Origin of the sequence: Corynebacterium kozikiae (assembly GCF_024580965.1) — a bacterium.
GTDB lineage: Bacteria > Actinomycetota > Actinomycetes > Mycobacteriales > Mycobacteriaceae > Corynebacterium > Corynebacterium kozikiae.
Genome location: NZ_JANIKJ010000013.1, coordinates 42,917 through 68,177, shown reverse-complemented (window position 1 = coordinate 68,177; position 25,261 = coordinate 42,917). Strand labels below are relative to the sequence as shown.

General features: G+C 58.4%; 13 protein-coding genes and 1 riboswitch. Of the genes, 4 read left to right on the top strand and 9 right to left on the bottom strand.

Annotation, left to right across the window (positions count from 1 at the left end):
* From NQ018_RS08525 to NQ018_RS08515, 3 genes are all read right to left on the bottom strand, one after another.
* Positions 1-2,341 (bottom strand): YPDG domain-containing protein (locus tag NQ018_RS08525; RefSeq protein ID WP_257060345.1); only part of this gene is annotated, 2,341 nt, incomplete at its 3' end.
* Between the two features lie 377 nt (positions 2,342-2,718).
* Entirely contained in the window at positions 2,719-5,232 is a 2,514-nt protein-coding gene (locus tag NQ018_RS08520) for a Rib/alpha-like domain-containing protein (protein WP_257060344.1), read from the bottom strand.
* Positions 5,233-5,559: 327 nt separating this feature from the next.
* Positions 5,560-13,977, bottom strand: a complete 8,418-nt coding sequence (locus NQ018_RS08515) for an SdrD B-like domain-containing protein (protein WP_257060343.1) — start codon at positions 13,975-13,977, stop codon at positions 5,560-5,562.
* Between the two features lie 548 nt (positions 13,978-14,525).
* Between NQ018_RS08515 and NQ018_RS08510 the strand changes: the two genes are divergently transcribed.
* On the top strand, positions 14,526-15,332 hold the full coding sequence (locus tag NQ018_RS08510; RefSeq protein ID WP_257060341.1) for an Fpg/Nei family DNA glycosylase: 807 nt from the start codon (positions 14,526-14,528) through the stop codon (positions 15,330-15,332).
* A gap of 9 nt (positions 15,333-15,341) precedes the next feature.
* Positions 15,342-16,721 carry a bifunctional ADP-dependent NAD(P)H-hydrate dehydratase/NAD(P)H-hydrate epimerase gene (locus NQ018_RS08505; protein WP_257060339.1) on the top strand — a complete coding sequence of 460 codons (1,380 nt, stop codon included), beginning with the start codon at positions 15,342-15,344 and terminating at the stop codon, positions 16,719-16,721.
* Here NQ018_RS08505 and thiD read toward each other — a convergent pair.
* The 4 genes from thiD to leuS form a co-directional block, all read right to left on the bottom strand.
* Positions 16,706-17,515, bottom strand: a complete 810-nt coding sequence (gene thiD, locus NQ018_RS08500; RefSeq protein ID WP_257060336.1) for a bifunctional hydroxymethylpyrimidine kinase/phosphomethylpyrimidine kinase — start codon at positions 17,513-17,515, stop codon at positions 16,706-16,708. The two genes, NQ018_RS08505 and thiD, sit on opposite strands and share 16 nt — an antisense overlap.
* Complete coding sequence (thiE, locus tag NQ018_RS08495; RefSeq protein WP_257060334.1) at positions 17,512-18,132, bottom strand: thiamine phosphate synthase; 621 nt, start codon at positions 18,130-18,132, stop codon at positions 17,512-17,514. The genes thiD and thiE overlap by 4 nt, the downstream gene beginning before the upstream one ends.
* Positions 18,132-18,929 carry a hydroxyethylthiazole kinase gene (gene thiM / locus NQ018_RS08490; protein ID WP_257060333.1) on the bottom strand — a complete coding sequence of 266 codons (798 nt, stop codon included), beginning with the start codon at positions 18,927-18,929 and terminating at the stop codon, positions 18,132-18,134. Before thiM ends, thiE begins: the two co-directional genes overlap by 1 nt.
* Positions 18,919-19,008: riboswitch (TPP riboswitch) on the bottom strand. Its footprint overlaps the gene before it by 11 nt.
* Positions 19,009-19,042: 34 nt before the next feature.
* On the bottom strand, positions 19,043-21,880 hold the full coding sequence (gene leuS / locus NQ018_RS08485; RefSeq protein ID WP_257060331.1) for a leucine--tRNA ligase: 2,838 nt from the start codon (positions 21,878-21,880) through the stop codon (positions 19,043-19,045).
* Positions 21,881-22,050: 170 nt separating this feature from the next.
* Between leuS and NQ018_RS08480 the strand changes: the two genes are divergently transcribed.
* Complete coding sequence (locus tag NQ018_RS08480; RefSeq protein ID WP_257060330.1) at positions 22,051-22,326, top strand: hypothetical protein; 276 nt, start codon at positions 22,051-22,053, stop codon at positions 22,324-22,326.
* On the opposite strand, the gene NQ018_RS08475 is transcribed toward NQ018_RS08480, so the two are convergent.
* Positions 22,323-22,976, bottom strand: a complete 654-nt coding sequence (locus NQ018_RS08475; protein WP_257060328.1) for an ABC transporter ATP-binding protein — start codon at positions 22,974-22,976, stop codon at positions 22,323-22,325. The two genes, NQ018_RS08480 and NQ018_RS08475, sit on opposite strands and share 4 nt — an antisense overlap.
* 9 nt (positions 22,977-22,985) lie before the next feature.
* Positions 22,986-23,987: an ABC transporter permease gene (locus NQ018_RS08470; RefSeq protein WP_257060327.1), complete on the bottom strand. Its 1,002-nt coding sequence runs from the start codon at positions 23,985-23,987 to the stop codon at positions 22,986-22,988.
* Between the two features lie 159 nt (positions 23,988-24,146).
* Between NQ018_RS08470 and NQ018_RS08465 the strand changes: the two genes are divergently transcribed.
* Positions 24,147-25,253 (top strand): histidine kinase, encoded by a 1,107-nt coding sequence (locus tag NQ018_RS08465; protein ID WP_257060350.1) that lies wholly within the window; start codon positions 24,147-24,149, stop codon positions 25,251-25,253.
* The last annotated feature ends 8 nt before the right edge of the window (positions 25,254-25,261 follow it).

Sequence of the window (25,261 nt, the reverse complement as noted above, 5' to 3'; positions counted from 1 at the left end):
TTGGTTTCTCCGGAGCGATTACCGTTACCACACCAGTGTTCTCATCAATGGTCACCGTGTAACCGGTTGGAGGGGTGTAGTCAGCGGGGATGCTGAACTTGGTGCCCTCAGGTGCGGTGGTGGGGTTATCATCCGCATCAACAAACGAAGGAGTAGAGGTAGCTGGAGTACCAGGGGTCACCAAAGTGTTGGTGTACTTCGGATCAACAGAGTCAGTGATCGTACCGGTAGTTGGCTTGGAGTTAGGATCCTTCGGGTCAGTACCCTCCTTCTTCTCATCCTCGTCGGTGAAACCATCACCATCGTCGTCCTCATCGGTGACATCAGGGGTTTTATCGCCATCGGTGTCCAACTGGAACGGAGCGGTCGTAGAATCCGTAGAACCATCTGAGTAGGTCACCAGAACAGGAACCTCGAACTCTTCATCAGTGTTCACACTTGGTTTCTCCGGAGCGATTACCGTTACCACACCAGTGTTCTCATCAATGGTCACCGTGTAACCGGTTGGAGGGGTGTAGTCAGCGGGGATGCTGAACTTGGTGCCCTCAGGTGCGGTGGTGGGGTTGCCATCAGCGCCGGTAAGGGTGGGGGATGAGGTTGCGGGGGTGCCCGGTACTACGAGGGTGTTGTCGTAGGAGGGGGTGATCCCGTCGGTCAGCTTCTTTTTGGGGTCAACAGTGAAGGAGTCCTGAGCCAAAGGAATTGAGGCACGAGTTCCATCAGGGTTCACTGCATAGAGCTTGGCCACGTAGGTGGTTTTCTCAGTCAAATCAGCCGGAGCAGTGAAATCACAGGAAGGAATGGTGCCGGTGGCCGAAACATTGAAGCGGCAGTCCGAACCGGGCTTTACAACCTTGCCCTTCTGGTCAGTCCACTCGATTTCGTACTGCATGTTCGAGAGGAAGGCGCCGGGCAGACCGGTAGTTGTAGTTTGAACGGTATCGCCAGCTACACCGTAGTTGTCGTACGAGTCGTAGGGGGTGACATCGAAGCTGATCTGCTCGGGATGCAGAGCGAAGCCAGCGTTACGGAGCGAGTTGTAGTTCAGGGTGGTAACGCCGAAGTTTGCGCTGGGACCAATGTACCAGTTGTTACGCCACTCGGTAATCTGGCTGATGCCCTCCATACGCTCGGTGGAGATGAACAGCCAGTCCTTATTGATGTGCTTGGAAACAGCCGAGCCAGAGCGTGAAATGCCGCCTGCGGAAGTAGCCCAGCGGCCTTCTGAAGGTGACGCGGCCACGGTGCCTTTAAGCGCGTTGGCGTTGGCGTCTGCGAAGGTGCCTACGTTATCCCAAGAGGTTCCGTAGGTTCCATTGAACTGCAGGGAGTAGTCGCCATTAGCATCGGTAACCGCGTGTGCGGTTTCAGCGATCCAGAAGTCCTTGCCGTCGGCAGCAATCTGCTGCTTAATCCAGACCTGAAGATCAGCTTCGTTCTGCATGGTCCAGCCGAAGCCTCGGATGTTTGAGGTGCCGATAGCAGCAGGTGCTTCAGTCATGATCTTGGCAATACCTGCGTCAGAGAGGTAAGAGCCGTAAACGTTGACATCGGCAGCAGGGACGTCGCCGTTGTTAACGTCCGACAAAGTGCCGTAGTCAAGAGCGCCGGCTGGAGTACGGTTGTCCCAGAAGACCTTACCGTCAACGTTGCCGTATAGACCTTCTTTAGCGTTGTCGGTAGCGGCAGCAATGTTGTGCATGCCGTCGGGATCCTTGGCATCAGCGAACTGAATGTTCACATCATTCAGTCGATTGGGACCGAGGTCATAGGAGGCGCCTCCGCCGGTATCAAAAATGTAGGTTTCAGGGCCAACCTGACCGTTCATGTACTGGAAAAGCAGATCGTAGGTGGACGAATCAGGATTTACGGCCCACACACGGAACTTTTCACCCTCAGGCAAAAGTGCATCAGCATCGAAAGACTTGGTTGATCCATCCGGAGCCTGGTAGGACTTCATGACGATGTGGAAGGAGCCGTCTGTGCCCGTGGTGCCCTTGTAAATAGGGGAGGCGGTGCCGTCCTTCTCGAACCACTGGGCGTAAACAATTACGCCTTCCATTGGAACAGCATTATCAACGACGCGGTTGTTGGGGTTGCCCTTGCGGTTGTAGGTGACGTAGCCGTTGACGGAGTTCTTGGCATCGGTTTGGGTGGTACCGGTGTCAATGACGTTACGGCCGTCCACTGGGAGTTCGGCAGCCTGCGCAACATTCACAACCGGGAAGCCGGCTGGGGCAATGGTTGGCGCTACCAGGGTGAACGCCATAGCGGCTGCCGCAATGGTGATACCTTTGCGGTATGCCATGCGGCGGCCAGAATTCATGCGAGAATTCGGCATGAGTAGCCTTTCTTTTGGGGACAAGTGACACCTCGTAGGGCCTCGCGGCGGGCTCGCATGTGGGTAGCATGCGGAAGATGAGCCGTTGGCAGGCCGAGATGCTGCCGATAGCTTAACGAAACCTAAGTGTTATTTCCATAAGTAGCGGCTGAAAGTTGAAAAATCCCCAGTGGTAGTAAAAGTGCCACTCGTTGCCAATAGGCAATACCTGCGCAGATTCCCATTTTCTTGAAGGGTGTGACGATCACCATAGTGGTGATGTCGTTATGCCACCTATTGGGGGAGACGGGGTGGCGTCGGTAGTTTCCCCCCATAGAAAAGCGCCGAGCGGTGTTGTGCCTTGTCCCCAAACACAACACCGCTCGGCGCGATCCGCCTTAGTTCTGCTTGCGGCGGCGAGTTGCCAGCAGCAACGCACCTGCAGCAGAGGCGATGAGTGCGGCGGCGAGGGCCGCAGCCACACCCGAGACGCCAGTATTAGCTAGAGCCCCGCGGTTGCCCGTCACTGGCTGGGATGCCTGTGCCGGCTGGCCGGAATTGCCGGAGTTTCCAGAGTTTCCGGCGTTATCGGACTGCTGAGCACCTTGGCTGGTGCTTTGGTTGCCGCTATTGCTACCAGCTTGGTTGCTGGTGGCAGGGGTTTGAGCGGAACCATTGCTTGAGCCATTCCCGTTGCTTGAGCCGTTGGCCAGGCCGCCGATGATAGCGCCGCCGATGATCCATGGCAGCCAGCTACCGCCGCCGTTGGGGGAGCCGTCAGTGTCTGGGGTGTCAGTGTCAGCTTCTTCAACAGTGAACGTGAACTCCTCAGTAGTCACGTTGCCATCAGGATCCGTCACCGTCACAGTCACAGTCGAAGTACCAGGCGTGGTCGGCGTACCAGTGATCTCACCAGTAGCAGGATCAAAAGTCACACCATCAGGCAAACCAGTGACCTCAACCGTTGCAGTCGGATCATCAGTAGTCACCGTAACCGGAGTAATCGGCTCACCCACAGTACCGGTCTGATCATCAATCGGATCAACAACAGGAGCAGTAGTGTCAGTGTCAGCTTCTTCAACTACTACCGGAGCGAAGATAGTCTCCGAAGAACCATCGGGGTAGTTCACCACAACAGGAACAACGTACTCACCTACAGGAACATCAGGTGAAACGGTGATTGTGCCGTCAGGATTGACGGTGAAGCCCTCAGGAACGTTGTTGCCACCTTCGAAAGTGGTACCAGCAGGCAGATCGCTGCCATCAGCATTTGAAGGTGCCTCGATGGTGGTTTCGGTACCAGCGGTTGCAGTGGTTTCTGCGTAGGCAGGGTCGTTGTTAGCTGCATCGGTGGAGTCCGCACCGGGCACCTGCACAATGAAGGAATCCGCAGCAATCGGCTCATCATTGGTGTAGAGGGTTACCGTGTAGATGGTGCCGTCGGTAGCGTCCGCAGGCACATCGAGGAAGCCGCGAGCCTCACCATCAGCGTGGGAGGTGACATCGGTGATTTCCTTGACGGTATTGCCATTGGAGTCAGTCCACACAATGCGGTTCGGCAGCGGCGAAAGCGCAGCACCAAACAGGTCAATCTCAGCGCGGTCACCGATAGTCGCCGGGTGAGCCGTTGCATCGTAGTTGGTGATGTGGAGGTCAACAACGTTTGAGGGAGCAATCGCGAAATTGACGTTGTACCAAGCACGGATCAGGGGCGCAGGTACTGCCTCAGGGCGATACGCTGTGTTTGCATTGGGCCTACGGAACTCAGGAGTAGTGTAACCACCTGAATAAGTGTTCAGAACAGTGCCGTCCTCATCGAGAACCATTCCGTAGAGGTAATCCATCTCCCAACTATCGGGGAAAGCCAACTGATAGTTGCCGTTAGCATCCGTAGTGGTGTAAACAGTCTTGTCGATGTACTGGGGGTTATCGGTGAGCAGCTGCTTGGCTGCTGCAGCACGCTCCAGCTCAGGAAGAGATTCAACCGCTGCGGCATAAGCCTGACGGCCCTCATTAGTTAGCGTGGAGAATACAACGGTCTTGTTAGCTGCGCTGGGGTCACCGTTACTGTTGAAAGCAATTCCAACGTAAGAGTTGGTTTCGTACCAGACATTGCCTGCAACAGCACGATTGCCGGTAAGGCTTCCTGTGTGGGTTCCGTCAATCCACTCTTCGCGTGGACGCGTCATGTAGTCACCAACAGGCTCCTCAACCATCCACACGGCAGTGCGCTGCAGGTTCGTGCCCGCAAGGAGGAACTCGCCCATAGAGCGACCCTGGGAAGAGGAAAGCGCACGGGAGAAGGAACCGGGGAAGAGACCGCCAGCCACGCGCTGCATGGTGGCGCGGTTGCCGCTTTCAGTGGTGAAGTCTTCGATCCAGACGCGGACGTACTCATTAGCCACAGCATCGAAGGTGTGAAGCGTTCCGTTGGCGTCAGTCCAGCCCTCACGCAGATCAAAAGCGTAAGCACCGGGGCCGGCCTGGTTGCTCCCAAGAGATGAAACATCATGAGTCTGAGCAGAGTAAACGGGTGAAACGGAACCGTCAGTGTCCTTCCACTGCAGGTAGACCGTAATGCCCACAGGAACCTTTGAGGTGGAGGTAGCCGTTCCGATGCCCGCGTAACCCGCCATGTACGCGCGGCCCGAAACGGTACCCGCGGCGTTCGTCATGTCCGTACCGGAGTTGATGTAGCCGTTGGCAATAGCGTCCGCCACGATGATTGCATCGCTTGCGTTCTCCACGTCATTAGGCGCGGGGGCTTCCTGCGCGAGCGCCACGTTCACAGTTGGATATCCTGCGGGTGCCATCGCCGGCGCGACCAGGGTGAAGGAAAGAGCGGCCGCTGCGATGGTAATTCCCTTGCGGTATGCCATACGACGCCCATTGGTTGGTTGTGAAACCGGCATGTGTTGCCTTTCATCTTTGCGGGGGACAAAATTCACCAGCCTTCACGTCTGCTAAGAAATCCATTTCCCAAAAACGCAGACCAAAGGCTCGAAACACCCCGCAGCTTAATGAAACCTAAGGATTATGGCGATATGCTTACCTTAGAAATGATATGGAAACCTCCAGTAACATATATGCTGCGCAATCGTTTTAGCGGGTCAAGCGATAAGCCTCCCTCCAGAAAAAAGTGTTGTGAGCTTCCCCACAATCCCTTTTCACTAATAAGAAAACCCGCCCACCTTCCAACGCTGGAACGTGAGCGGGTTGCCCGCAATCAATGCATACGGTTAGGCGTGATCATCCTTACGGCGCTTAGCCACAAAGAAGAATCCAACCAACACCAACAATCCTGCGAGCACCAGGAGTCCCACAATGGAGGCGCCAGTGTTTGCCAATGCTCCCTGTGCAACCTTCTTCACCGTTGCCGCAGGACCGCTTGGCTCAGCGGTGGCCTTGGGCGCGTCGGTAGGCGCGATCCCCTTGCTCGGTGCAGGTGCCGCTGGGGCAACGGGACTTGGCTGAGCCGGAGCAACCGGGCTTGGTGCCACAGGCGCAGCGGGATCCACTGGAATTGGCACCGGAATCGGGATGATCGGGATGATTGGCAGCGGAACCTCGGTAGTTGGTGGGACCTCGGTGGACTTCACACCAAAGTTGATGTCCTCCACCGGGGTGCCGGTGCCATCAACCATCACCTCGAACTCCACCACGCTGCTTGGCGCATCAGGGCCGGAAACTGGGCCGTAGCCCTCAGGGACCGTGTAGCGCACGGTGTAGGTGCCCTCGGAGACGTCGGTGAACAGATAGAAGCCGTTAGCGTTCGTGGTGGTAGTGGCCACCACGTTGCCCTCAGCATCGAGCAGTTCCACCGTCACGTTGCCCAGGCCAACCTCATCAGTATCAATGGAGGCGTTGCTGTTCTGGTCAACGTAAATGGTGCCGGAAACCGAGTTCTCAGTAGGAACCGGGTTGATCTCCGGGTTGAAGTAACCGAAGTTTTGGTTCACGATCTCCGAGTTATCCGGAACCTCAATTGTCCATGAGGGGGAGCTGCTGAGTTCCGAAGGGTTGCGGAACAACTCAGCCCCATCCACCGCGTCCGGCACCTGGATGGTGTAGCGGCCCGCGGGGACGTTCGGGAAGGAGTAGTTGCCGTCCGCATCCGTGGTGGTGCGGGCAACCTCCTCGCCGTCCTCGTTGAGCAGGACGACTTCCTGGTTGGCCAGGCCGGTATCGGTGCCAGACTCGCGCTTGTCACCGTTTTCATCACGCCACAGGCGGCCGGAAACGTTGCCCGCAGCAGGAGACAGCGGGATTTCCTTTTCCACGTCCTCGCCGGCAGGCACCTCAATTTCCTGGACGTACTCCTTACCATTCACCGTGGTGATGAAGGTGTACCGGCCAGCCAGCAAGCCGGTGGCAGAGAACTCACCATCGGTGATGGTCACTGGGATTTCCTCGCCATTCGGGCCAGTCAGGGTGCCGGTGGCCTCCTGGACTAGCGGCTCTTCTTCTTCACGGGAACTATCGCGGTTGGTGTCAATGAACACCTTGGCGCGCAGGGAAGCGAACTTCACACCCGTGTTCACCTCAGTCACTGGCTCGCGGCCCAGCTCCACTGGGATCTCCAGCATTTCGCCGGCGACCAGAACCACAGACTCAGGGATCTCAAACTTCACTCGGTAATTGCCCACCGCCACGTTGTTGAAGGCGTAGTTGCCGTCTTCATCAGTCTCCGTGGTAATCGGGTTGCCCTCGGCGTCCGTCACCGGAGTGCCGTCCTCCTGCAATAGAGCCACCGTGCGGCCAGCCACAACGCTGCGGATGGTTTCAGTATCCACGCCATTTGGCTCACCATTGTTATCAGTATCAGGCCAGATGGTGCCGCTGATAGAGGAGCGGTAAGTCAAGCCGGCGTCCACATGTGGCACGTCCTGCGTGGCCTCAAACACGGCGGTGGTGCCGTCTGGGTTCACGTTGGAAACGTTTTCGTCGGCAATGCCCGCCGGATCCGTGGACTCCTTGGAGGTGAACGTGGTGCCGTCCGGTGCGGTGAAACGCACCTGATATTCGCCACGGTTCAAGCCCGTGAACTCGTATGCACCATTTTCATCGGTGGTGGTGCGCACTGGGTTGCCGGCGGCGTCCAGAACCTGCTTGCCCTCAGCGTCAAGGAGCGTGACCTCCACGCCGCTGATTGGCGCCTCGGAGGCATCGCGGGTGCCGTTGGCGTTGGCGTCATTGAACACCACACCGGAGATAGCCACCGGGAAGCGCAGGCCCGCGTCCACGTTTGGCACCGAGTCCGTAGTAACGGTGAAGGTGTCCGTCACGCCTCGTGCATCGCCGGATCCAGCCACGTCAGACCGGCCGGCCTCATTGATGTTCGCGCCGCCAGTCTTCTTGGTGAACTCGGAACCATCTGGGTTGCTGAAGCGCACCTTGTAGGTACCCGGCAGCACATTGGTGAAGGTGTAGGAGCCATCAGCATTGGTAGTGGTGGTTGCCACCACCTTGCCATCTGCATCCAGCAATTCCACCGTCACGTTCTCCACGCCCTGCTCGCCGTTGTTCAGGCCATCGCGGGAGAGGTCATTGAACACAGTGCCAGAGACGTTCTGGTACACCCGCACGCCGGCGTCCACATTGGAGACGTCGGTAAGCGCTTCGAAGACTGGGGTCTTGCCGGTCTTACCATCGGCGTCAGCCTCAGCATCATTGGCGTTCTCTGCGGTGATGTCTGCCGCATTACCGGAGGCGGAAATGATTTGGCCCTCTGCGGTGGTGAACTGCACCTGGTAGCGGCCTGGGATCAAGCTGGAGAACTTGTAGGTGCCATCCTCATTGACGGTCACTGGGTCCACGCCCTCAACAGGGTTGCCCTCAGCATCCAGCAGGGTCACGGTGGTTCCGGCAACCGGGTTTTCGCCCTCGCCGCGGGTGCCGTCACCATTGACGTCATTGAACACCACGCCGGAGATGGCAACCAGGTTGCGGATGCCCGCGTCCACGTTCGGGATGTTGGTCTGCGCATTGATCACCGGGGTCATGCGATCCTCCGGGTTCACGTCAGAAAGATTCTCATCCGCGATGTTCGTGGTATCCACGCCCTCGCCCTGCTTGGTCAAGATCGCACCAGTCGGCGGGGTGAAGATCACGCGGTATTCCCCTGGCACGAGGCCAGTGAACTTATAGGTGCCTTCGGCGCCAACGGTTTGGGAATCCACACCCTCAATGAGCTTGCCGTCCTTATCAGCAAGCGCCACAGTGGTGCCGGCGATTGGGGCCTCGCCCTCACCGCGGATGCCGTCACCATTGATGTCATTGAACACCAGGCCGGAGATAGCAACCAGGTCACGAATACCGGCGTCCACGTTAGGCACCGACTCCTTGGCCTCAAACGTGACGGTGGTGCCTTCGCGCAGGTTGCCTGCGGTTGGCTCGGCGTCGTTCTTGTTCGCCTCAGCGATAGTGTCACTCACTGCATCTGCGGTGTTATCCGTGATGATGGAATTCGCCGGCGCGGTGAAGCGCACCTGGTAGGAGCCTGGCTTCAGCTCGGTGAACTTGTAAGCGCCGTTTTCTCCCACGGTGATTGGGTCCACGCCAGGGACAGGCTGGCCGTCTGCATCCAGCAGCGTCACCTCGGTGCCAGGAACTGGCTGCTCGGAGGCGTCACGCTCACCGTTGCCGTTGGAGTCACCGAACACCACACCGGAAATGCTGATGTACTCACGCATACCGGCATCCACATCTGCCACGTCCTCTTGGGCGTCGAACACTACGGTCAGACCGGTGTCCGCGTTGGCGTCACTCTGGTCGGGGTCAGTGATGTCCGCAGCCGTACCACCTGGGGTGCGGTAGTACTGCGAGTTCGCTGGTGGCTCAAAGCGCACCTGGTAGCGCCCGGCCGGAACGTTGAAATGGTAGGTGCCGTCTGCCGCGACGGTCGCTGGGTCCACGCCTGGGACAGGTTGGCCTTTTTCATCCAGCAGGGTCACTACTGCACCCTCAACCGGATCGCCGTCCAGGGTGCCGTCGGAGTTTGCATCCACGCGGACCACGCCGGAAATGGTCACCATCTTGGTCACACCGGCATCCACGTTCGGGGTGTCCGTCAGGGCCTGGAAGGCATCGGTCACACCGGTCTGTGGATCCACATCGCTGAGCTCGGTGGCCGTGATTGGATCGCCGCCCGCCTTGGTGGTGGAAAGGCGGTAGCTCTCAGGTGCCTCCACCTTCACGCGGTAGGTACCGGGCAGCACATCCTTGAACTGGTAGGTGCCATCTTGTGATGAGATGACGGGTTTCACGTTCGGCAACGCAGTGCCGGTTTCATCGAGGAGCGTCACGACGGCACCAGGTACCACCGCACCGCCTTCACGTTCACCATCGCCATCTGCATCCAGGAACACGGTGCCAGAAATGCTGATCAGTTTGATCAACGCGGCATCAACGTCTTGTACGTCCTCGGTGCTCAACGTAATTGGGAAAGTATTGTACAGGTCATCACCAATATCCGCGAAACCTGGCTCACCCACGTTGTCCTGCGTGCCAGTCCACTTAGTAAGTGCATAGCCCTGAGGCAGGGAGAACTCCACTGAGTAGGTGCCAGGGCGGATGTTACTGAAGGTGTAATTGCCCTTGGCGTCAGTTTCTGCCACAAGATCATTGCCCTCAGCATCCTTGACCCGGTTGCTGTTGCTGTCCCGCAAGTACACCTTGGTGCCTTCTGGTGCTGCTGCATCGGTTTCGTCCACAGTGCCGTTGCGCTCGGCATCAACCACGTAGCGCCCGGAGATGCTCAGCAGTGGGACCAGGCCCGCGTCCACGTTGGGGACGTCGGTCTGCGCGCTCACTGCAACCTCGCCGGTTGCGGCGTCGGCGTCGGAAATGTTTTCCTCCGTGACGCTCGTGGAGGTGCCCTTGATGCTGAGTTCCGTCTTGTCCGGTGCGGTGAATTTCACCGTGTAGTCACCTGGCTTCAGGCCGGTGAAGGAGTAGGTGCCATCCGCGGCGGTGGTAGTTGCCGTGACTTCATTGCCTTCGGCGTCCAGCGCTGGGTTGCCTTCGGCGTCCAGCAGCGTGACCTGCACGCCCTCGCGCACGGTGTCTGCGCCGTCCATAAGGCCGTTGCGGGCGATGTCCGTGAACGTCTTGCCGGAGATGCTGACCTGGGCGCGCAGGCCGGCGTCGATGTTCTCCTCCTTGCCGCTTTCCGCCAAGGTGATCGGGGCGGTGCTGCGGTAGGTTACGCCGTCGATGGTGGTGGTGCCGGTGGCGTCAGAGTTCGTGGTCTCCGTGCCCTGGTTTGGTTCCACAAAGACGTCACCTTCCTCCTCAGCAAAGAGCACCTGGTAGTTGCCCTTTGGCAGATCGGTGAAGGTGTAGTTGCCATCGGCATCGGTGGTGGTTTCTGCAACCTTTTTGAGAGTGCCGTCGGCGAGAACCTCCACGAGCAGGACCTTGCGGCCGGCAACTGGGGTGTCGGTGGCGTCTTTTTCGCTGTTCCAATCGCGGTCACTGAACACGGTGCCGGAGATGGTGGCGTTGCCGGCGTCGATCTTCACCGTGGAGACGTCACAAGGGTTCTGGCTGTCTGGCGTTGCCTCGCAGGTGCTCGGCGCGTCAGGGTCCTGTGGGTTCTGTGGGTTCTGGAAGGCGGCGGTGTTTGCGATGTTGCCCGCACCCGTTGCCCGAACCTTGATCTCCAAGATCTTGGACTCACCGGACTGGATGGTACCTGGCTTCCATTCACCGGTTTGAGGGTCATAGGTGCCGGCGGAGTTGCTGGTGATTTCCACGAACTCCACACCCGCGGGCAGCTTATCCAGGATCACCGGATCGGCTACGCCCACGGAGTTGTTGGGTACCGACGCAGTAAGGCGCCAAATGAACTCATCACCCTTACGGATTTCAGGGATGTTGTTCGTGCCATCTTGATCGACGGTGGTGCGTCCTACTACCACGGCCTTGTTCAGGTTCACGTCACCGCGTGGGCTCACGCGGGCAATAGCGGGGCCGACGTACGGCAGTGCGCGGGAACCGTCCTCAGTCTTCGCTGCCGCTGCAACGCGGTTGGAAGCCACATCCGCGGTATCCAGTGGTTGGCCGTCCTTGCCAGTAAGTGGCATTGCCATTGGGACGTTGAAGTCATAGGCACCGAACACCAGGGTGTTGAACTGGATACGCACACCCGTAACAGCGGAGAGATCTGCTGGCAGGGTAGTGGACCAGTCATTGTTCTCATTAAAGGTGGTGCAGCCACCGCCAACTTCTGGGCGGCAGGGGTTGGCGGAGGTGGTGTAGTACACCACGTAGTCCTTGCCTGCTACCAGGGATGGGTCCTTGGCGGTCACAGCGCCGGTGAGGGTGGGTGCAAAGGTGGAATCTACCGTGCCGGAGACGTCGTTCGCCGTGACATTGATGCTCTGGTCCACTTTGGGGAAGAGGTCATATGCCACCAGGTTGGACACTGCAGTGGTGCCGCCCGTGGCTACAGTGACGGTGAAGTTGACGTTCTTCGTTGCGGTGGAGATGCCCTGTGCCTCGCCTGCGCCAGGGGTCCAAGTGGTTGCGCTTTGCTCGGCTGGATCATCGCCTTGGGCAGTCTTGCGGACCTCCAGGGAAGAGCTCGCGCCGACAGCAACCACGGTCGCGCGCCGTAGCCATAGGCCGGTGCGGGCGTCGTCGGTGGTGCTGTTGGTGACCCCATCGTTATTGAGATCGTAGGTGTCCTTCAAGTTCATCTGTGGGTCAGACCAAGGATTGCCCTCCACATGGCTCCACAGTTGGATCGTGTTGTTAGGGCTTGTCAGATCCTGCTTATCGTAGGTGCCCGCGCGTGGGTTTGATGCGGTGATTTGCAGCGTGAAAGGGTCACCGTGCTGCTTCGCTTTGGGATCAATGAACTTTTTGGGATCTGCCAGAGTGATCAACCAACGCTCGCCGCCGTGAAGGTCAGGCAAACGGGTCCACTCCCAATCCTCAGCCTTGCTTTGACCAGTGGGCAGGTTGGGGCGGTTCGCGGTCACCGGGGTATCCCCCAGGGTGAAACCTGGAGGCAGGACGAGCACGCCCTCTGGACGGTGTGGCGCGGAGGTGTTGCTCACCTGGATGCCCCAGTTCTGCGTGAATACATCACCCTTACTGATGTTGCGCAGGCCGTTCGTTGGGGACGTGAGATTCTCACCGCCACCAAAAATCGGGATGTTATACGGCAGCACCGGGGTGAAGGAGTAATCCCCGCCATTTGCAGTGGCGTCTGGGGTGGTCTTATTTCCCACAAGAACCGCCGCATTGTTGATCAAGCGGATGCGGTCAATCATCCTATCCCGCATGTTTTCGTCGCTAGCCTCAAGGGTGAAGCCTGCATCGATGCGCACCAAGCCGTTAAGGTTTTCTGGCTGCGTGGGATCATAGGCCGCGTCTTTTTCCACGGGGCGGACATCAGGAACAATCACATCAAACTTGATGATCTTGTCCGCGGCGGGGATATTCAGCACCTGGCCGGGAACGACCGTGTATTCCTTCACCGTGCCATCCTCGGAGGTACCCTTCACCGTTGCGCCGTAGTTCACGGTGCCCGCGTTGTACACGGTGGGGAGGATGCTGATGCTGGTGAGGTAGCGCTGTGTAATTGCCGGATCCACCTCAGGAAGTGCCGTGTTGGTGCCGCCGGCCTCTGCTCGCGCACTGATCCAGTCACGGAAAGTCAAAGTTTGCGGCGTGGTGGCACCGTGCTTCGCGCCCAATCGCCAAACGACGTTCAAGCCATTTTCCGATTCCGTGGCCTTGTACCCCAACGGGGTGGTGATTCGGGCCTTGGAGATGGTGCCAGGTTGAGGCTGCGAGGAGAAAGTTTTGGTCTGTGCTGCCGTGAGAGGGGAGAACGGCAGGCCAGCGAGGGTGGTGGGATCGCCGGTGAGGTTGTTCAGGCCCTTGGTTACCACCGTGTTGGTCATCTTGGTGCCGTGCGTGATGGCTGTGCCATCAACGTTGTCTTTCACCCGGACAACGTAAGAAATCTTGCGAGCCACGCCGCCGCGGGAGAGGTTATCATCCACCGCACGGTCGATGTTCACCCGGACCTGGTGGGTAGCCGCGTCGTAGTACCACGGGGTGTTGCCGTCTGCATCTTTAGCGAATTGCGCATCCGCGGCGATGCCGTTCAGCGTGAAATCAACAAACTCATACTCTTTAGGGAGTTGATCCACCAGGGTGGTGAGCAGGCCGGTAGTTCCGGTGACGCGCCACTCGCGGTCATATTCCAACGTGAAGGTGAGAAGCTGACCCGCGTACACCGGATCAGTGGTGGGGTTCACTCGCTTGAAAAGCTTCACCTGCGGCGTGCCGGTGACCTCACCGGTGTTTTCGCCCGCATTGGTGTAGCCCACCGACGGCATCGCCGCCTGCCACTTCATCGTGTACGTGCCAGGGAGCACGGCTGGGTCATCAGTAGACCAACCGATGGTGAAATCCACATTCTTCGCTTGATCAAAGCGAGAAAACGTGATCACCGGGTTGTTGGTGTTGCCGTTAGTCAGGGTGTAGACGGTTCCGTCGGCCGCGCTGTTGGGCAGCGAAATCACCGGCGAGCCAATCAACGTGGTTCCCTGGGCATCCACGGGGCGGTCCAAGGTAATGGTGAGCCCAGCACAACCGCCGGCCACCTGACAGTTGATGTTCATGCCAAACTGTGACATCGAGTTAGTAGGTACTGTGAGCGCATCGCGCGCACTCGTACTCAACTGTCCATCCGCCGCACTCGATGTAGCCGGCGTGATCTGCAAAATTAATGCAATTGTTGCAAGCAGGCCGACGAAAACCGCCAAAGCCCGCTTGGATAACACACGGTGAAAGTTCACGTGCGTCCTTTCCTCTCTCAGCCCAGAATTGTTTAAGAATCTCTGGGATAGCGTTGATAAACCACTTCACCTTACTCCGATGGGGCATTGTTGAACAAGAGTCAGTTTTGGGGGTGTGCCTTTGGGGTGCCTGAAGGCGTTTTGCTGGGGCTTTAGAGGTATTCATGGGCATGAGTGAGGACCCATTTGCCCATGTGGGGTTTTGGCGGTGTGAGATGGTGGGAACAATTGGGATTTTGTGTGATCTTTGTTACCTTTTGATGTTTTATTCAGGCTTTGCGTTTGGGTGCGGGGTTTGGGTGCGGGGTTTGGGTGCGGGGTTTGGGTGCGGGGTTTGCGTGCGGCGGGGTTCGGTGCGGCGGCAGTGAATTCGCTACCCTTAAGCCATGCCTGAAGGTCATGTGATTCACCGCCTCGCACGGGACATCAACACCGCTTTCAGCGGCGGCGCAGTGCAAGTACGTTCACCCCAGGGCCGCTTCGCCGCCGAGGCCGCGCGCCTCGACGGCTCGGAGTTGGTGGCTGCGCGGGCCCACGGGAAACACTTGTTTGTGGAATTCGACGTTCCGTTGCCTGAGCGCTTTGTGTACGTACATTTGGGTTTGATCGGCTCATGGCGCTTTGAACCCCCTCATGAACAATGGGGCCAAATCCGCCTCCAAATTGCCAACGCGACCGTGGCGGCAAACCTCCGCGGGCCGCAATTTTGCCGACTGCTGGACGCCGATGCGGTGGCGGGGATCGTCGGAAAGCTCGGCGCCGACCCCCTCTTGCCTTTCGACCCGCACACCTACGCGGCGGTAGAGGCGAAGGTGAAGCGATCCCGCCGAAGCATCGGCTCGCTGCTCATGGACCAAAAGCTTTTCCCCGGCGTGGGCAATATCTACCGGGCAGAAACGCTGTTCCGCTTAGGGATCTCACCTTTTACACCAGGGTTCCACGTGAAACTTCGGCCAATTTGGGACGACCTCGTACTGCTCATGGACCAGGGCGTGGAGTCAGGCCGCATCGACACCGTCCGCCCCGAACACACACCCGAGGCGATGGGTCGCGCACCACGCAAAGACGACCACGGCGGGGAAGTGTACGTCTACCGACGCGCCGGGCAGCCCTGCTACGTCTGCGGCACGCCCATCGCCATGCAGGTCATGGAAGGGCGCAACCTCTTCTGGTGCCCTAGCTGCCAGGAGTAGGTTAAAGGCATGCAACCCGCCTATCTCAGCAGCACCATCCGCGCGGTGGAAACGCCGATGATCGAGCAGTCGCCGCCAGACTTCCTCATGAAACAAGCGGCCAGGCACCTCGCATGCGAGCTCAGCGCGCTAGGCGGGCCCACCGTGTTCGCTGTGGGTGGCGGAGGCAACGGCGGCGACGGCCTCTACGCGGCCTCAATCCTGCACTCCCAGGGGCACGACGTCGAAGTGGTCCTCATCCACCCCGAAGGCAAAGCGCACCCGCCGGCGTTGGCGGCCTATCCTGGGCCAATAGTGACCACCCCCTCATGGACAAACTACGTCCTTGTAGACACCATCCAGGGGCTTGGCTCCACACCGATGGACGCACGCACTGCCGCATTGTGGGGGCGCCTGGCCGCGTCGGCACGGTGCGTAGTCTCCGTGGACATCCCCACCGGCATCGACGCCGACACCGGAACCGGCGATGGCGTCCGCGCCGACCTCAGCGTGACCTTCGGCGGCCTCCGCGTTGCACACGCACTCAGCAACAACTGCGGCACTGTGCGTTGCCATGACATTTCCGACGCCGCCGGCACCGCACTCAGCGCGGCCCTACGCGCCCACGAGGCGGCAACACAGTACGTAGATCTTGCAGACGGCGTGGCTTTTCCGCTCCCTTCGCTGGAGCCACGCGTGGAAGACAACAAATATGCCGGGGTAGTTGGGGTGATCGCGGGATCACCGATGTATCCCGGCGCGGCCGTATTGGCTACATACGCCGCTGTGCAGGCGACCTCCGCGATGGTGCGCTACGTCGGGCCGTGCTCCAGCGAGGTGCTGGCCTGGGCGCCTGAGGTTGTGGCTACCGAGAGTTTCGGGGAGGCGGGACGCTGCCAAGCATGGGTGTATGGGCCGGGGGTTTCCCATCACGAAGCTACCCTCATGGAAACGGAACTGCCCCTTCTTATTGATGCCAGTGGACTTGGTTTCATCACGCCTTCCGATCTTGCGCGCCGCAGCGCTCCCACCCTGATTACTCCCCACGCCGGGGAGTACGAGGCACTGTTTGGTACCCAACCCGTTGCCGAGGCGGCGCAGGAGACGGGAACGTACATTCTCCGCAAAGGGCGCCGCACCATGATTGCCGCCCCTGATGGTTTCACGTGGAACATCAACATTGGTAACTCGTGGCTAGCCACCCCGGGCTCTGGGGACGTCCTCGCCGGCATCCTCGGCGCATACGGTGCCCGCTGGGGCGAGTGGTCCTTGGCAACTATTGCACGCGGGGTGCAGGTCCACGCGGTGGCCGCAAAACTCAGCGCTCAGACTGAGTTTGGCGAGGCGCCAACCAGCGCGTCACGCATTGCGCGTTGCATTCCAGCGGCGACTGCCTACTGCACCTCTTGACGCCAAAAGTGGTGCACCGGGCCGTTACCCTGGCCGACGCTGAGCGCTTCCGCATGCACAATCGCGCCGTGCAGCCAATCCGTTGCCCAACGCAAGGCCTCCACCGGGGCCTCGCCCATGCCGAGCCTTGTCGCGAGCGCGGAGGAGAGCGAGCACCCTGTGCCGTGCGTGTTGTTCGTCTCCACGCGCTGTGAGGGCGCCGTGGCGAGCACTCCCTGCTTGTTCACTAGCGTATTGCCCGCCTCAGGACCACTTAGGTGTCCGGCCTTCACCACCACTTGCACATCAAATCGCTCTGCAAGGTGTTGCGCGATCTGAGTGGCCTGCTCCAGGTTTTTGATGGTTTCACGTGAAACATTGGCTAAAACCGCAAGCTCCGGAATATTCGGCGTAATCATCGATGCCGCAGGCAGAACTTCCCGGAGGCTATTTTCACCCTCCGAGCTCAACAGACGGTGCCCCGAGGTGGTGACCATCACCGGATCAATCACCACATGTTCAGGCTTGACCTCCTCAAGCCATCGCTTCACCACCGTGATTATGTCCGGGGATCCGAGCATGCCTACCTTTAGCGCATCAATCCGGACGTCATCGCTCACCGCGAGGAGCTGCTCGTACAGAAATTCAGGTGGGGGAGTGTGGATGGAGCGAACACCATGTGTATTTTGTGCCACCAGGGAGGTCACCACCGCCATGCCATACCCACCGGCTGCGGCGATGGACTTCAGATCGGCGTGGATGCCCGCCCCTCCGGTGGGATCAGTTCCAGCGATGGAAAGAACGTTGGGGATCATTTACTCTCCTGAAACATTGTGCGCAATCTTTCTGCGGCTTTTGCCGGATCCTGCGCCCCCATGATCGCCGACACCACGCACAGCCCATCCACGTGGGGCGCCAAATCTTTGGCGTTGCGCTCATCCACTCCTCCGATGGCCACGCACGCAACACCCCTACCTCTTGCCTCCTGCGCAATCTCCGCAACTCCTGCAACGCCGATGGCCTCGGGGGCGTCGGGCTTCGTGGCTGTAGCCTCCACGGGCCCCAAACCGATGACATCAGGCAAGCGAATCCCAAGGTCCACACACGCACGCCACTGCGCCATGGTTTCAATGGTGAGCCCAATCATCTGTTCTTCCGGAAGCAGCGCACGAGCCTGCTCATACGGCATATCCAACTGACCAATATGCAAGTGGAGACCCAATTCCTGCGCGATCTCAACGCAGTCATTCACAAAAATTGGGATGTGCGGGATGGCTTGTTGCAGAGCTATTGCTTGGGCGCGGAAAGAATCAGTGTCAGCGTGCTTATCCCGCAACTGGACCACCGAAACACCGCCGGATACGGCGCGGGCGACAAATTCTGGCAAGTCCACTTGGTAGGAGGGGTCCGTGACAAGATATAAATCCCACATCACGCCAGCTCCACCCTCTGCACAATCTCCGTGGCGCTCAATTGGTGCAACGCATCCAACCACGCAACCGCAAACGAGCCCGGTTGCTGCGCAAACTGCTCCCCGGCAACCGCACCTGCCGCCTTTGTGTGCGCATGCGCCGCGACAATTGCCCAGTGAAGATCCAAACCTTCGTTACGCGCTGCGCCAGCATAGGCAGCGCACAATGCCCCGAGAAAACATCCTGTGCCAATCACCAGCGCCATGGTGGGGTGTCCACCCGCGATCCACGTGAAACCTTGCTGGCTCACAACAAGATCTTTAGGTCCGGAGACAGCAACAATCGAACCGCTACTTTCAGCGAGCGCCTGTGCAACTTGAGGAGCGACTGCATCCGTAGCATCAACACCGCGTCCGCCCGTGCCGACGCCCGCCAGCACCGCAATTTCTGAGGCGTTCCCGCGGATCACGGTAGGGGAGTGCGTGAGTGCTTCCTGATAAAACTGCGTGCGATAAGGTAACGCGCCCGCCGCAACGGGGTCGAGTACCCACGGGGTATTTGCCTCAGCGGCACCCCGCATTGCCTCACGCATCCCGGCGTACTGCTGTTCACTGGGCGTGCCGGCATTAATCAGTACTCCGTCAGCCACATGTGCGAATTCCCTAGATTCCTCTGGGGTCTCGCACATCGCTGGCGTGGCACCCGCAGCCAACAGGGCGTTTGCAGTGACCTGGCTGACTACCTGATTTGTAAGGCATTGAACCAGGGGAGTGGTGTTTCTCAGGGCGTCAATGGACGCCAAAATAGCAGAATCCATGCGGTTTTCCTTCGCTAGTACGAACTAGATCAGGTTCAATGGGTATGTTCTCAGCCCGAAGGCACCCCAAACCAATGCTTAGATTCTACGGCAATGTTTCACGTGAAACATTGCTATTTCACTACGAGGTTCACCATCCTGCCCGGAACCACAATTTGCTTCACCACGTTCTTACCCTCGAGATGAGCCGCAACCCCCGCAACGGCGAGTTCGATGATGTGATCCTGGGCGGCGTCGGCAGGCACCATGATGCGACCCCTCACCTTGCCATTGACCTGCACCGGCAGCTCAATCTCATCATCGGTCAGGTACTGCTCATCGAATGCAGGGAACGGTACGAACGTAATGGTTCCCTGGTGGCCGAGGCGGCTCCAGAGCTCCTCAGCAATGTGCGGAGCGACTGGGGCGATCATGATGACCAGGGGCTCGATTGCCTCGCGCGGCGCGCCAGCAGGGTAGTTCTTGGTAAGGTAATTGACGTATTCGATCGCCTTTGCCACCACCGTGTTGATGCGTAGGCCCTCGTAGTCATCGCGGATACCAGCGATCGTGCGGTGAAGGGCTTTCAGATCATCCTGTGTGAGCGCGGCCTCGGTGGCCACCAGCTCACCAGTCTCCTCGCTCACCACCAGGCGCCACAGACGCTGGAGGAAGCGGTGAGAACCGATCACGTCCTTTGTAGCCCACGGGCGTGAGGTATCCAGCGGGCCCATCGCCATCTCATACACACGAAGGGTGTCCGCACCGAAATCGCGGCAAATCTCATCAGGTGCCACCGAATTCTTCAGTGACTTACCCATCTTGCCGTATTCCTGATTCACCTCTTCTCCGTTGTAGAAGAACTTGCCATCGCGCTCCTCCACTTCAGCCGCGGGCACATACACGCCACGGGAGTCCGTGTACGCGAATGCCTGAATGTAGCCCTGGTTGAAGAGTCTGCGGTACGGCTCCTTGGAGGTAACGTATCCCAGATCGAACAGCACCTTGTGCCAGAAGCGGGAGTACAGAAGGTGCAAAACAGCGTGCTCCACGCCGCCGACATACAAGTCCACACCGCCTGGGTCCTGCGGGCCATGCACCTCAGGGCGCGGTCCCGTCCAGTAGCGTTCGTTTTCAATGTTGCAGAACGCCTCATCGTTAGTGGGGTCAATGTAGCGCAACTGGTACCAAGAAGATCCCGCCCACTGCGGCATCACGTTCGTATCCCGGATGTACTTCTTTGGCCCATCACCCAGATCAAGTTCCACGTGAACCCACTCGGTGGCCTTTGCCAGCGGCGGTTGCGGCTCAGAATCCGCGTCCTCGGGATCAAAAGAAACAGGCTTGTAGTCCGCCACCTCGGGCAACTCCACCGGAAGCATCGATTCCGGCAATGCATGGGCTTGGCCGTGTTCGTCGTAAACCACGGGGAAGGGCTCACCCCAGTAGCGCTGACGTGCAAACAGCCAGTCGCGGAGCTTGTACTGAATCTTTTCCACGCCCTTGCCCTGCTCAGACAGCCACTCAATTGCCCTGGCAATTGCGTCCTGCTTGCCGAGCCCATTGAGGTCAAGGCCCTGGTCATTTGCAGAATTGATGTGCGCCGCATCCTCAGTGAACGCCTCGGTGGACACATCGCCGTCCAGCACTGGGACGATTGGAAGCCCGAACTCGGTAGCAAACTCGTAGTCGCGAGTATCATGCGCCGGCACCGCCATGATCGCGCCCGTGCCATATCCGGTCAGGACGTAATCACCAATGAATACAGGAATCTGCTCACCGGAAACGGGGTTCGTGGCGTAAGTGCCCAGGAAGACACCAGTCTTTTCCTTATTCTCCTGGCGTTCCACATCAGACTTCGCGGCGATTGCGCGGCGGTATTCCGCAACAGCCTCCGCGGGAGTGGACTGCCCAAACGTCCAGCGCTCATCTACGCCCTCATAGCTTTCGCCCACGAGCACGTCCACAAGCTCGTGCTCAGGGGCCAGCACCATGTATGTTGCGCCGAATAGCGTATCCGGGCGGGTAGTGAACACGGTGAGCTTGTGGCCTTGCGCCTCAAAATCCACCTCTGCACCACGCGAGCGCCCAATCCAGTTGCGCTGCATGCTCTTGACCTTTTCAGACCAATCAAGAAGGTCCAGATCATCAATCAAGCGATCCGAGTATGCAGTGATGCGCATCATCCACTGGCTCAACTGCTTCCGGAACACCGGGAAGTTACCGCGCTCCGAACGGCCATCCGCAGTAACCTCCTCATTTGCAAGTACCGTACCCAAGCCGGGGCACCAGTTCACCGTGGAATTGGAGCGATAGACCAAGCGGAAGGTATCCAGCACCTTGGCCTGTTCCACGTGGTTCAACTCAGAGTAGGGGGCACCGAACTCCTCGGGGGTTGGTACTTCACCCGACTCAAGCAGAGGGATGAGCTCGGCGATCGGACGCGCCTTTTGCTGACTCTGGTCAAACCATGCATTGAAAATCTGGAGGAAGATCCACTGGGTCCACTTGTAGAACTCCGGGTCCGTGGTGGCTACGCTTCGGCGGCGATCATGACCCAGCCCGAGCATGTCGAGCTGATGGCGCATGTTCTCAATGTTCGCCATCGTGGTGGTGCGAGGGTGCGTGCCAGTCTGGATCGCATACTGCTCGGCGGGAAGACCAAACGCGTCATAGCCGAGGGTGTGCAACACGTTCTTGCCGAGCATTCGGTTGAAGCGCGCGTACACGTCCGTGGCGATGTATCCCAATGGGTGGCCAACGTGAAGTCCTGCACCGGAGGGATAGGGGAACATGTCCTGAACAAAGAGTTTGTCTTTGGGAAGCTCTCCGGAACCAGCCAAATCACCCACTGGGTTTGGCGCATTAAAGGTGCCCTGATCTACCCAGAACTTTTGCCAAGTTCCTTCGATCTGGTTTGCCAGCGTTGCGTTGTAGCGGAAAGCGGGTCCAGTAGCTGCGTCTTCACTCATGTTGAAACAGTCTAGTATGTTCCCCGCTTGTTGCCTGAATAGGGCAATGTTTCACGTGAAACATTGAAAAAACTTGTGGCACAACGATTTGGAGCCGCCCTCCTCGCATTTTCTGCGGGTAGTGCGGCTCCAGATCGTCATCACTGTAAAAGTCCCTTGGAGGTTCACTCGTGAAAAATGATGTCCCTCAACTCATTTTGTCCGGTCGTCCCTTACCGTTCACGAGCTACATCCTGCTGCGTTCCAAATGTTCTCCCTTCGTTGGCGATGTCCCTATTCAAGCACTGCGCACCAAAGCTGGCAACGATAGGTCAAACCCTCCTGAGCTGGGGAAACTTAGAATTTGGAAATTTCCTGTGAAAGCTCACCTGCAGAAATACGATGTGCTGAGAATCCCTAGAGAGAGTGCTGGGCAAATGCTCATCGCCTTTGACCTGCACTTTTAGGGAACGAGCTCCAGCTCAGAGAGGTGACCGTCTTGCATTTCAACGGCTCGGGTTGCCATGGAAATCTGCGAACGATCATGCGTCACCATCACGGTAGCCAAATTGAATTCCTGTGTGACGTCCCGAAGAAGCTCAACGATCTCTCGGCTCAAGCGTGCATCCAACGCGCTAGTCGGTTCGTCTGCGAGCAGGAGGGTGGGGGAGCTCATGAGGGCCCGAGCGATGTTCACCCGTTGGCGTTGGCCACCAGAAAGCTGACCCGGCCGACGATTGTGCAGGCCTTCTAATCCCACTCGCGCCAGCAACTCGTCGGCACGCTTCACCCGAGGCTTGATACCGCGCATGTGATCTACAATCAACAATTGCTCCCTAGCGGTGAGTGCAGAAATCAAGTTTGCTGCTTGAAATACGAGGCCCACCTGCTGCCTGTTATCTGCCACTGGTGATCCTTCGAGAAGAACTTCGCCGCTCGTGGGTGTTTGCAAGCCAGCGGCCACCGCGAGCAGCGTGGATTTACCGGAGCCGGACTCCCCAACGAGTGCCACGAATTCGCCGGCATTCACTTCAAGTTTCACGTGGTCAAGGGCAGTGATCGTGGAGTCACCGTCAGGGTAGGTCACAACGAGATCAGAAATCTTGAGTACGGACATTTTGACTCCTTAAGCATTCAGTGCAATTTGTGGATCAACTTTGGTGACCTGGCGCGTTGCAAACCCAGCACCAACGAGCCCCAATACCCACACCGCAAGAGCAGTAAGAACAACCTCTTGCCAATGCAAGATGAACGGAACGGCCTGCCCCATGAGCATTCCGATTCCTGTAGCCAGCGCCGCACCGAGCACGGCACCAATAGCCAAAACGATTGCTGCCTGTCCCAGCGCGTCTTTGAGCAGATAGCGTTTGTTTGCACCCAACGCGGCAAGGATCGCAATGTCCTTGGTGCGTTGAAGCGTCCATACCGTAAGGAAGGAAACAGTCACTACCGCGGAAATCAAATACAGAAAACCCTGCATGGCCTGAAGTGAACCCTTTTGGGCACCGTATGCTGGCAAACCATCAAACGAACCTTTGAGGTCTGTGACAAAGATGTTCTCGGGCATGTTGGTTGGTTCGCTTTCGAGCAGCAGCACTGTTCCAACGTCTTCGGAGCGGCTTACGGCTTGCCAAGTTTCCGTATTGACCCAGACCACCGTCCCATGGCTGTAGTACTCATCGGGCACCACGGAATCCACAGGAACTGCTACGCCACCGAGAAGCACAGTTTGGCCAGGTTGCGCACCCAGATTCTCGGCAAGTGTTTCAGACACCAATGCGCCCTTACCGATGGTTCCATGAGGGCTCTCCGTTCCCTCCGGCAGACCCAACACAGCTACTGCGTCCGCGTTCGTGTCGGTTTCCATTCGACTTTGGCTCGCGCCCAGTGGCACGCCACCAAGCTCTGCAAGGATTTCCTCGCTGATCGAAGAGGTGTTGAAGGAAACCTCCTGGTTGAACACCACCGCCTGTGGATTCAGCTCCTCCAGTGCTGAAATATTGCGATGCCCGAGGCCCGTGGTCAGGCCAGTGAGCATCACAAGCAAGAAGGTAATCATGGTTACCACGGTTCCGATGAGCGCAAAGCGCCCCTTGGCAACACGAATCTCCCGAATTGCTAAAAACATACAAGTCCTTTCCTAATGGACTCCATTTTTCGCGTTGCGGGCTGCGTTTCCATCAGTTGGGCAGGTGAACCTTGAATCAACCGATCGGTTGATCGGACTCACGTGGAACCGTGGACTAGCGTGGAGAAGGTGGAAAACACTTTTGAACGGCTTCCAGAGATGCTTCGCGTTGCACTCCATTCGATGTTTGCCATCCTCCTCCTCGTGGGCGTGGTTTTGAGTGGTTTCACGTGGAACATTGTGCTCGTCGCCTGTGCCCTTGGAGTTCTCTATTGCGTTGGAACGGTCAACGAGAAACGCTGGCGACCCTACGCACTCTGGTGGCTCGCGGGGGTGGTGTGCTTGTGGCTCATGCTGGTGTTTGCTTCCGAGGGTTTCACGTGGCTCATGTTCCCTATCATGCTGCTGAGCCTGTACCTTCTGCCAGCCTGGTGGGGCGAACTCGCCGCCTTTGGACTGTGGGGTGTGACTGCGATTGCGCCCTTTGTCTCCGATCCCAACAATTGGACCTACGGAAAAGTGTTTGGCCCACTGTTCGGCACATTGGTGGGAATCGGCATCTTCCATACCTCCCGCGCGATGCACCACCAGACAGAACACCATCGGGCAGTGGCCCATCAACTCCAGGCAACACAGGCAGAACTTGCCGCTAGTGAACACCAGGCGGGGCGCCTAGAAGAACGCGAGCGGCTTTCGCGGGAAATCCATGACACTGTGGCACAAAATTTGAGCTCAATCGTGCTGCTCGCCCGCAGCGCTCAAACCACCGGTGGGAATTTGGAAATCATTGAACAGCAGGCATCTGCCGCGTTGGAACAAGCAAGGCGCCTCGTCCGAGACCTCGCCATCGGGGAGCCACTGGTGGCAGCCCTGAAAGACCTTGTGCACACTCAGGAGCTCAAGCAACAGGCGCTAGGCAAGCCCCTTGAAATCTCACTCGAACTCGTGGGGAACACCGACAAGGCACTTCCCGAACCCATCACCCGGGCGCTTCTGCGCACCGCTCAAGAAGGTCTGGCGAATGTTTCGAAGCATGCCGACGCCCGCAAGGCAGTCTGCACCCTGGCTGTCTGGGAGCTTGAGGTCAGCATGGATGTTGTAGACAACGGAAGGGGATTCAGGGAAACCAGTTCCGGAGAGGGCGGTTATGGTCTCCCCGGGCTTCGGAAACGAGTTGAAGAGCTCGGAGGAACCATCACGGTTGAGAGCTCTGAATTGGGCACGGCGCTCAGTTGCCATATTCCACTTTCCAGTCACGCACGTTAGGAGAATTT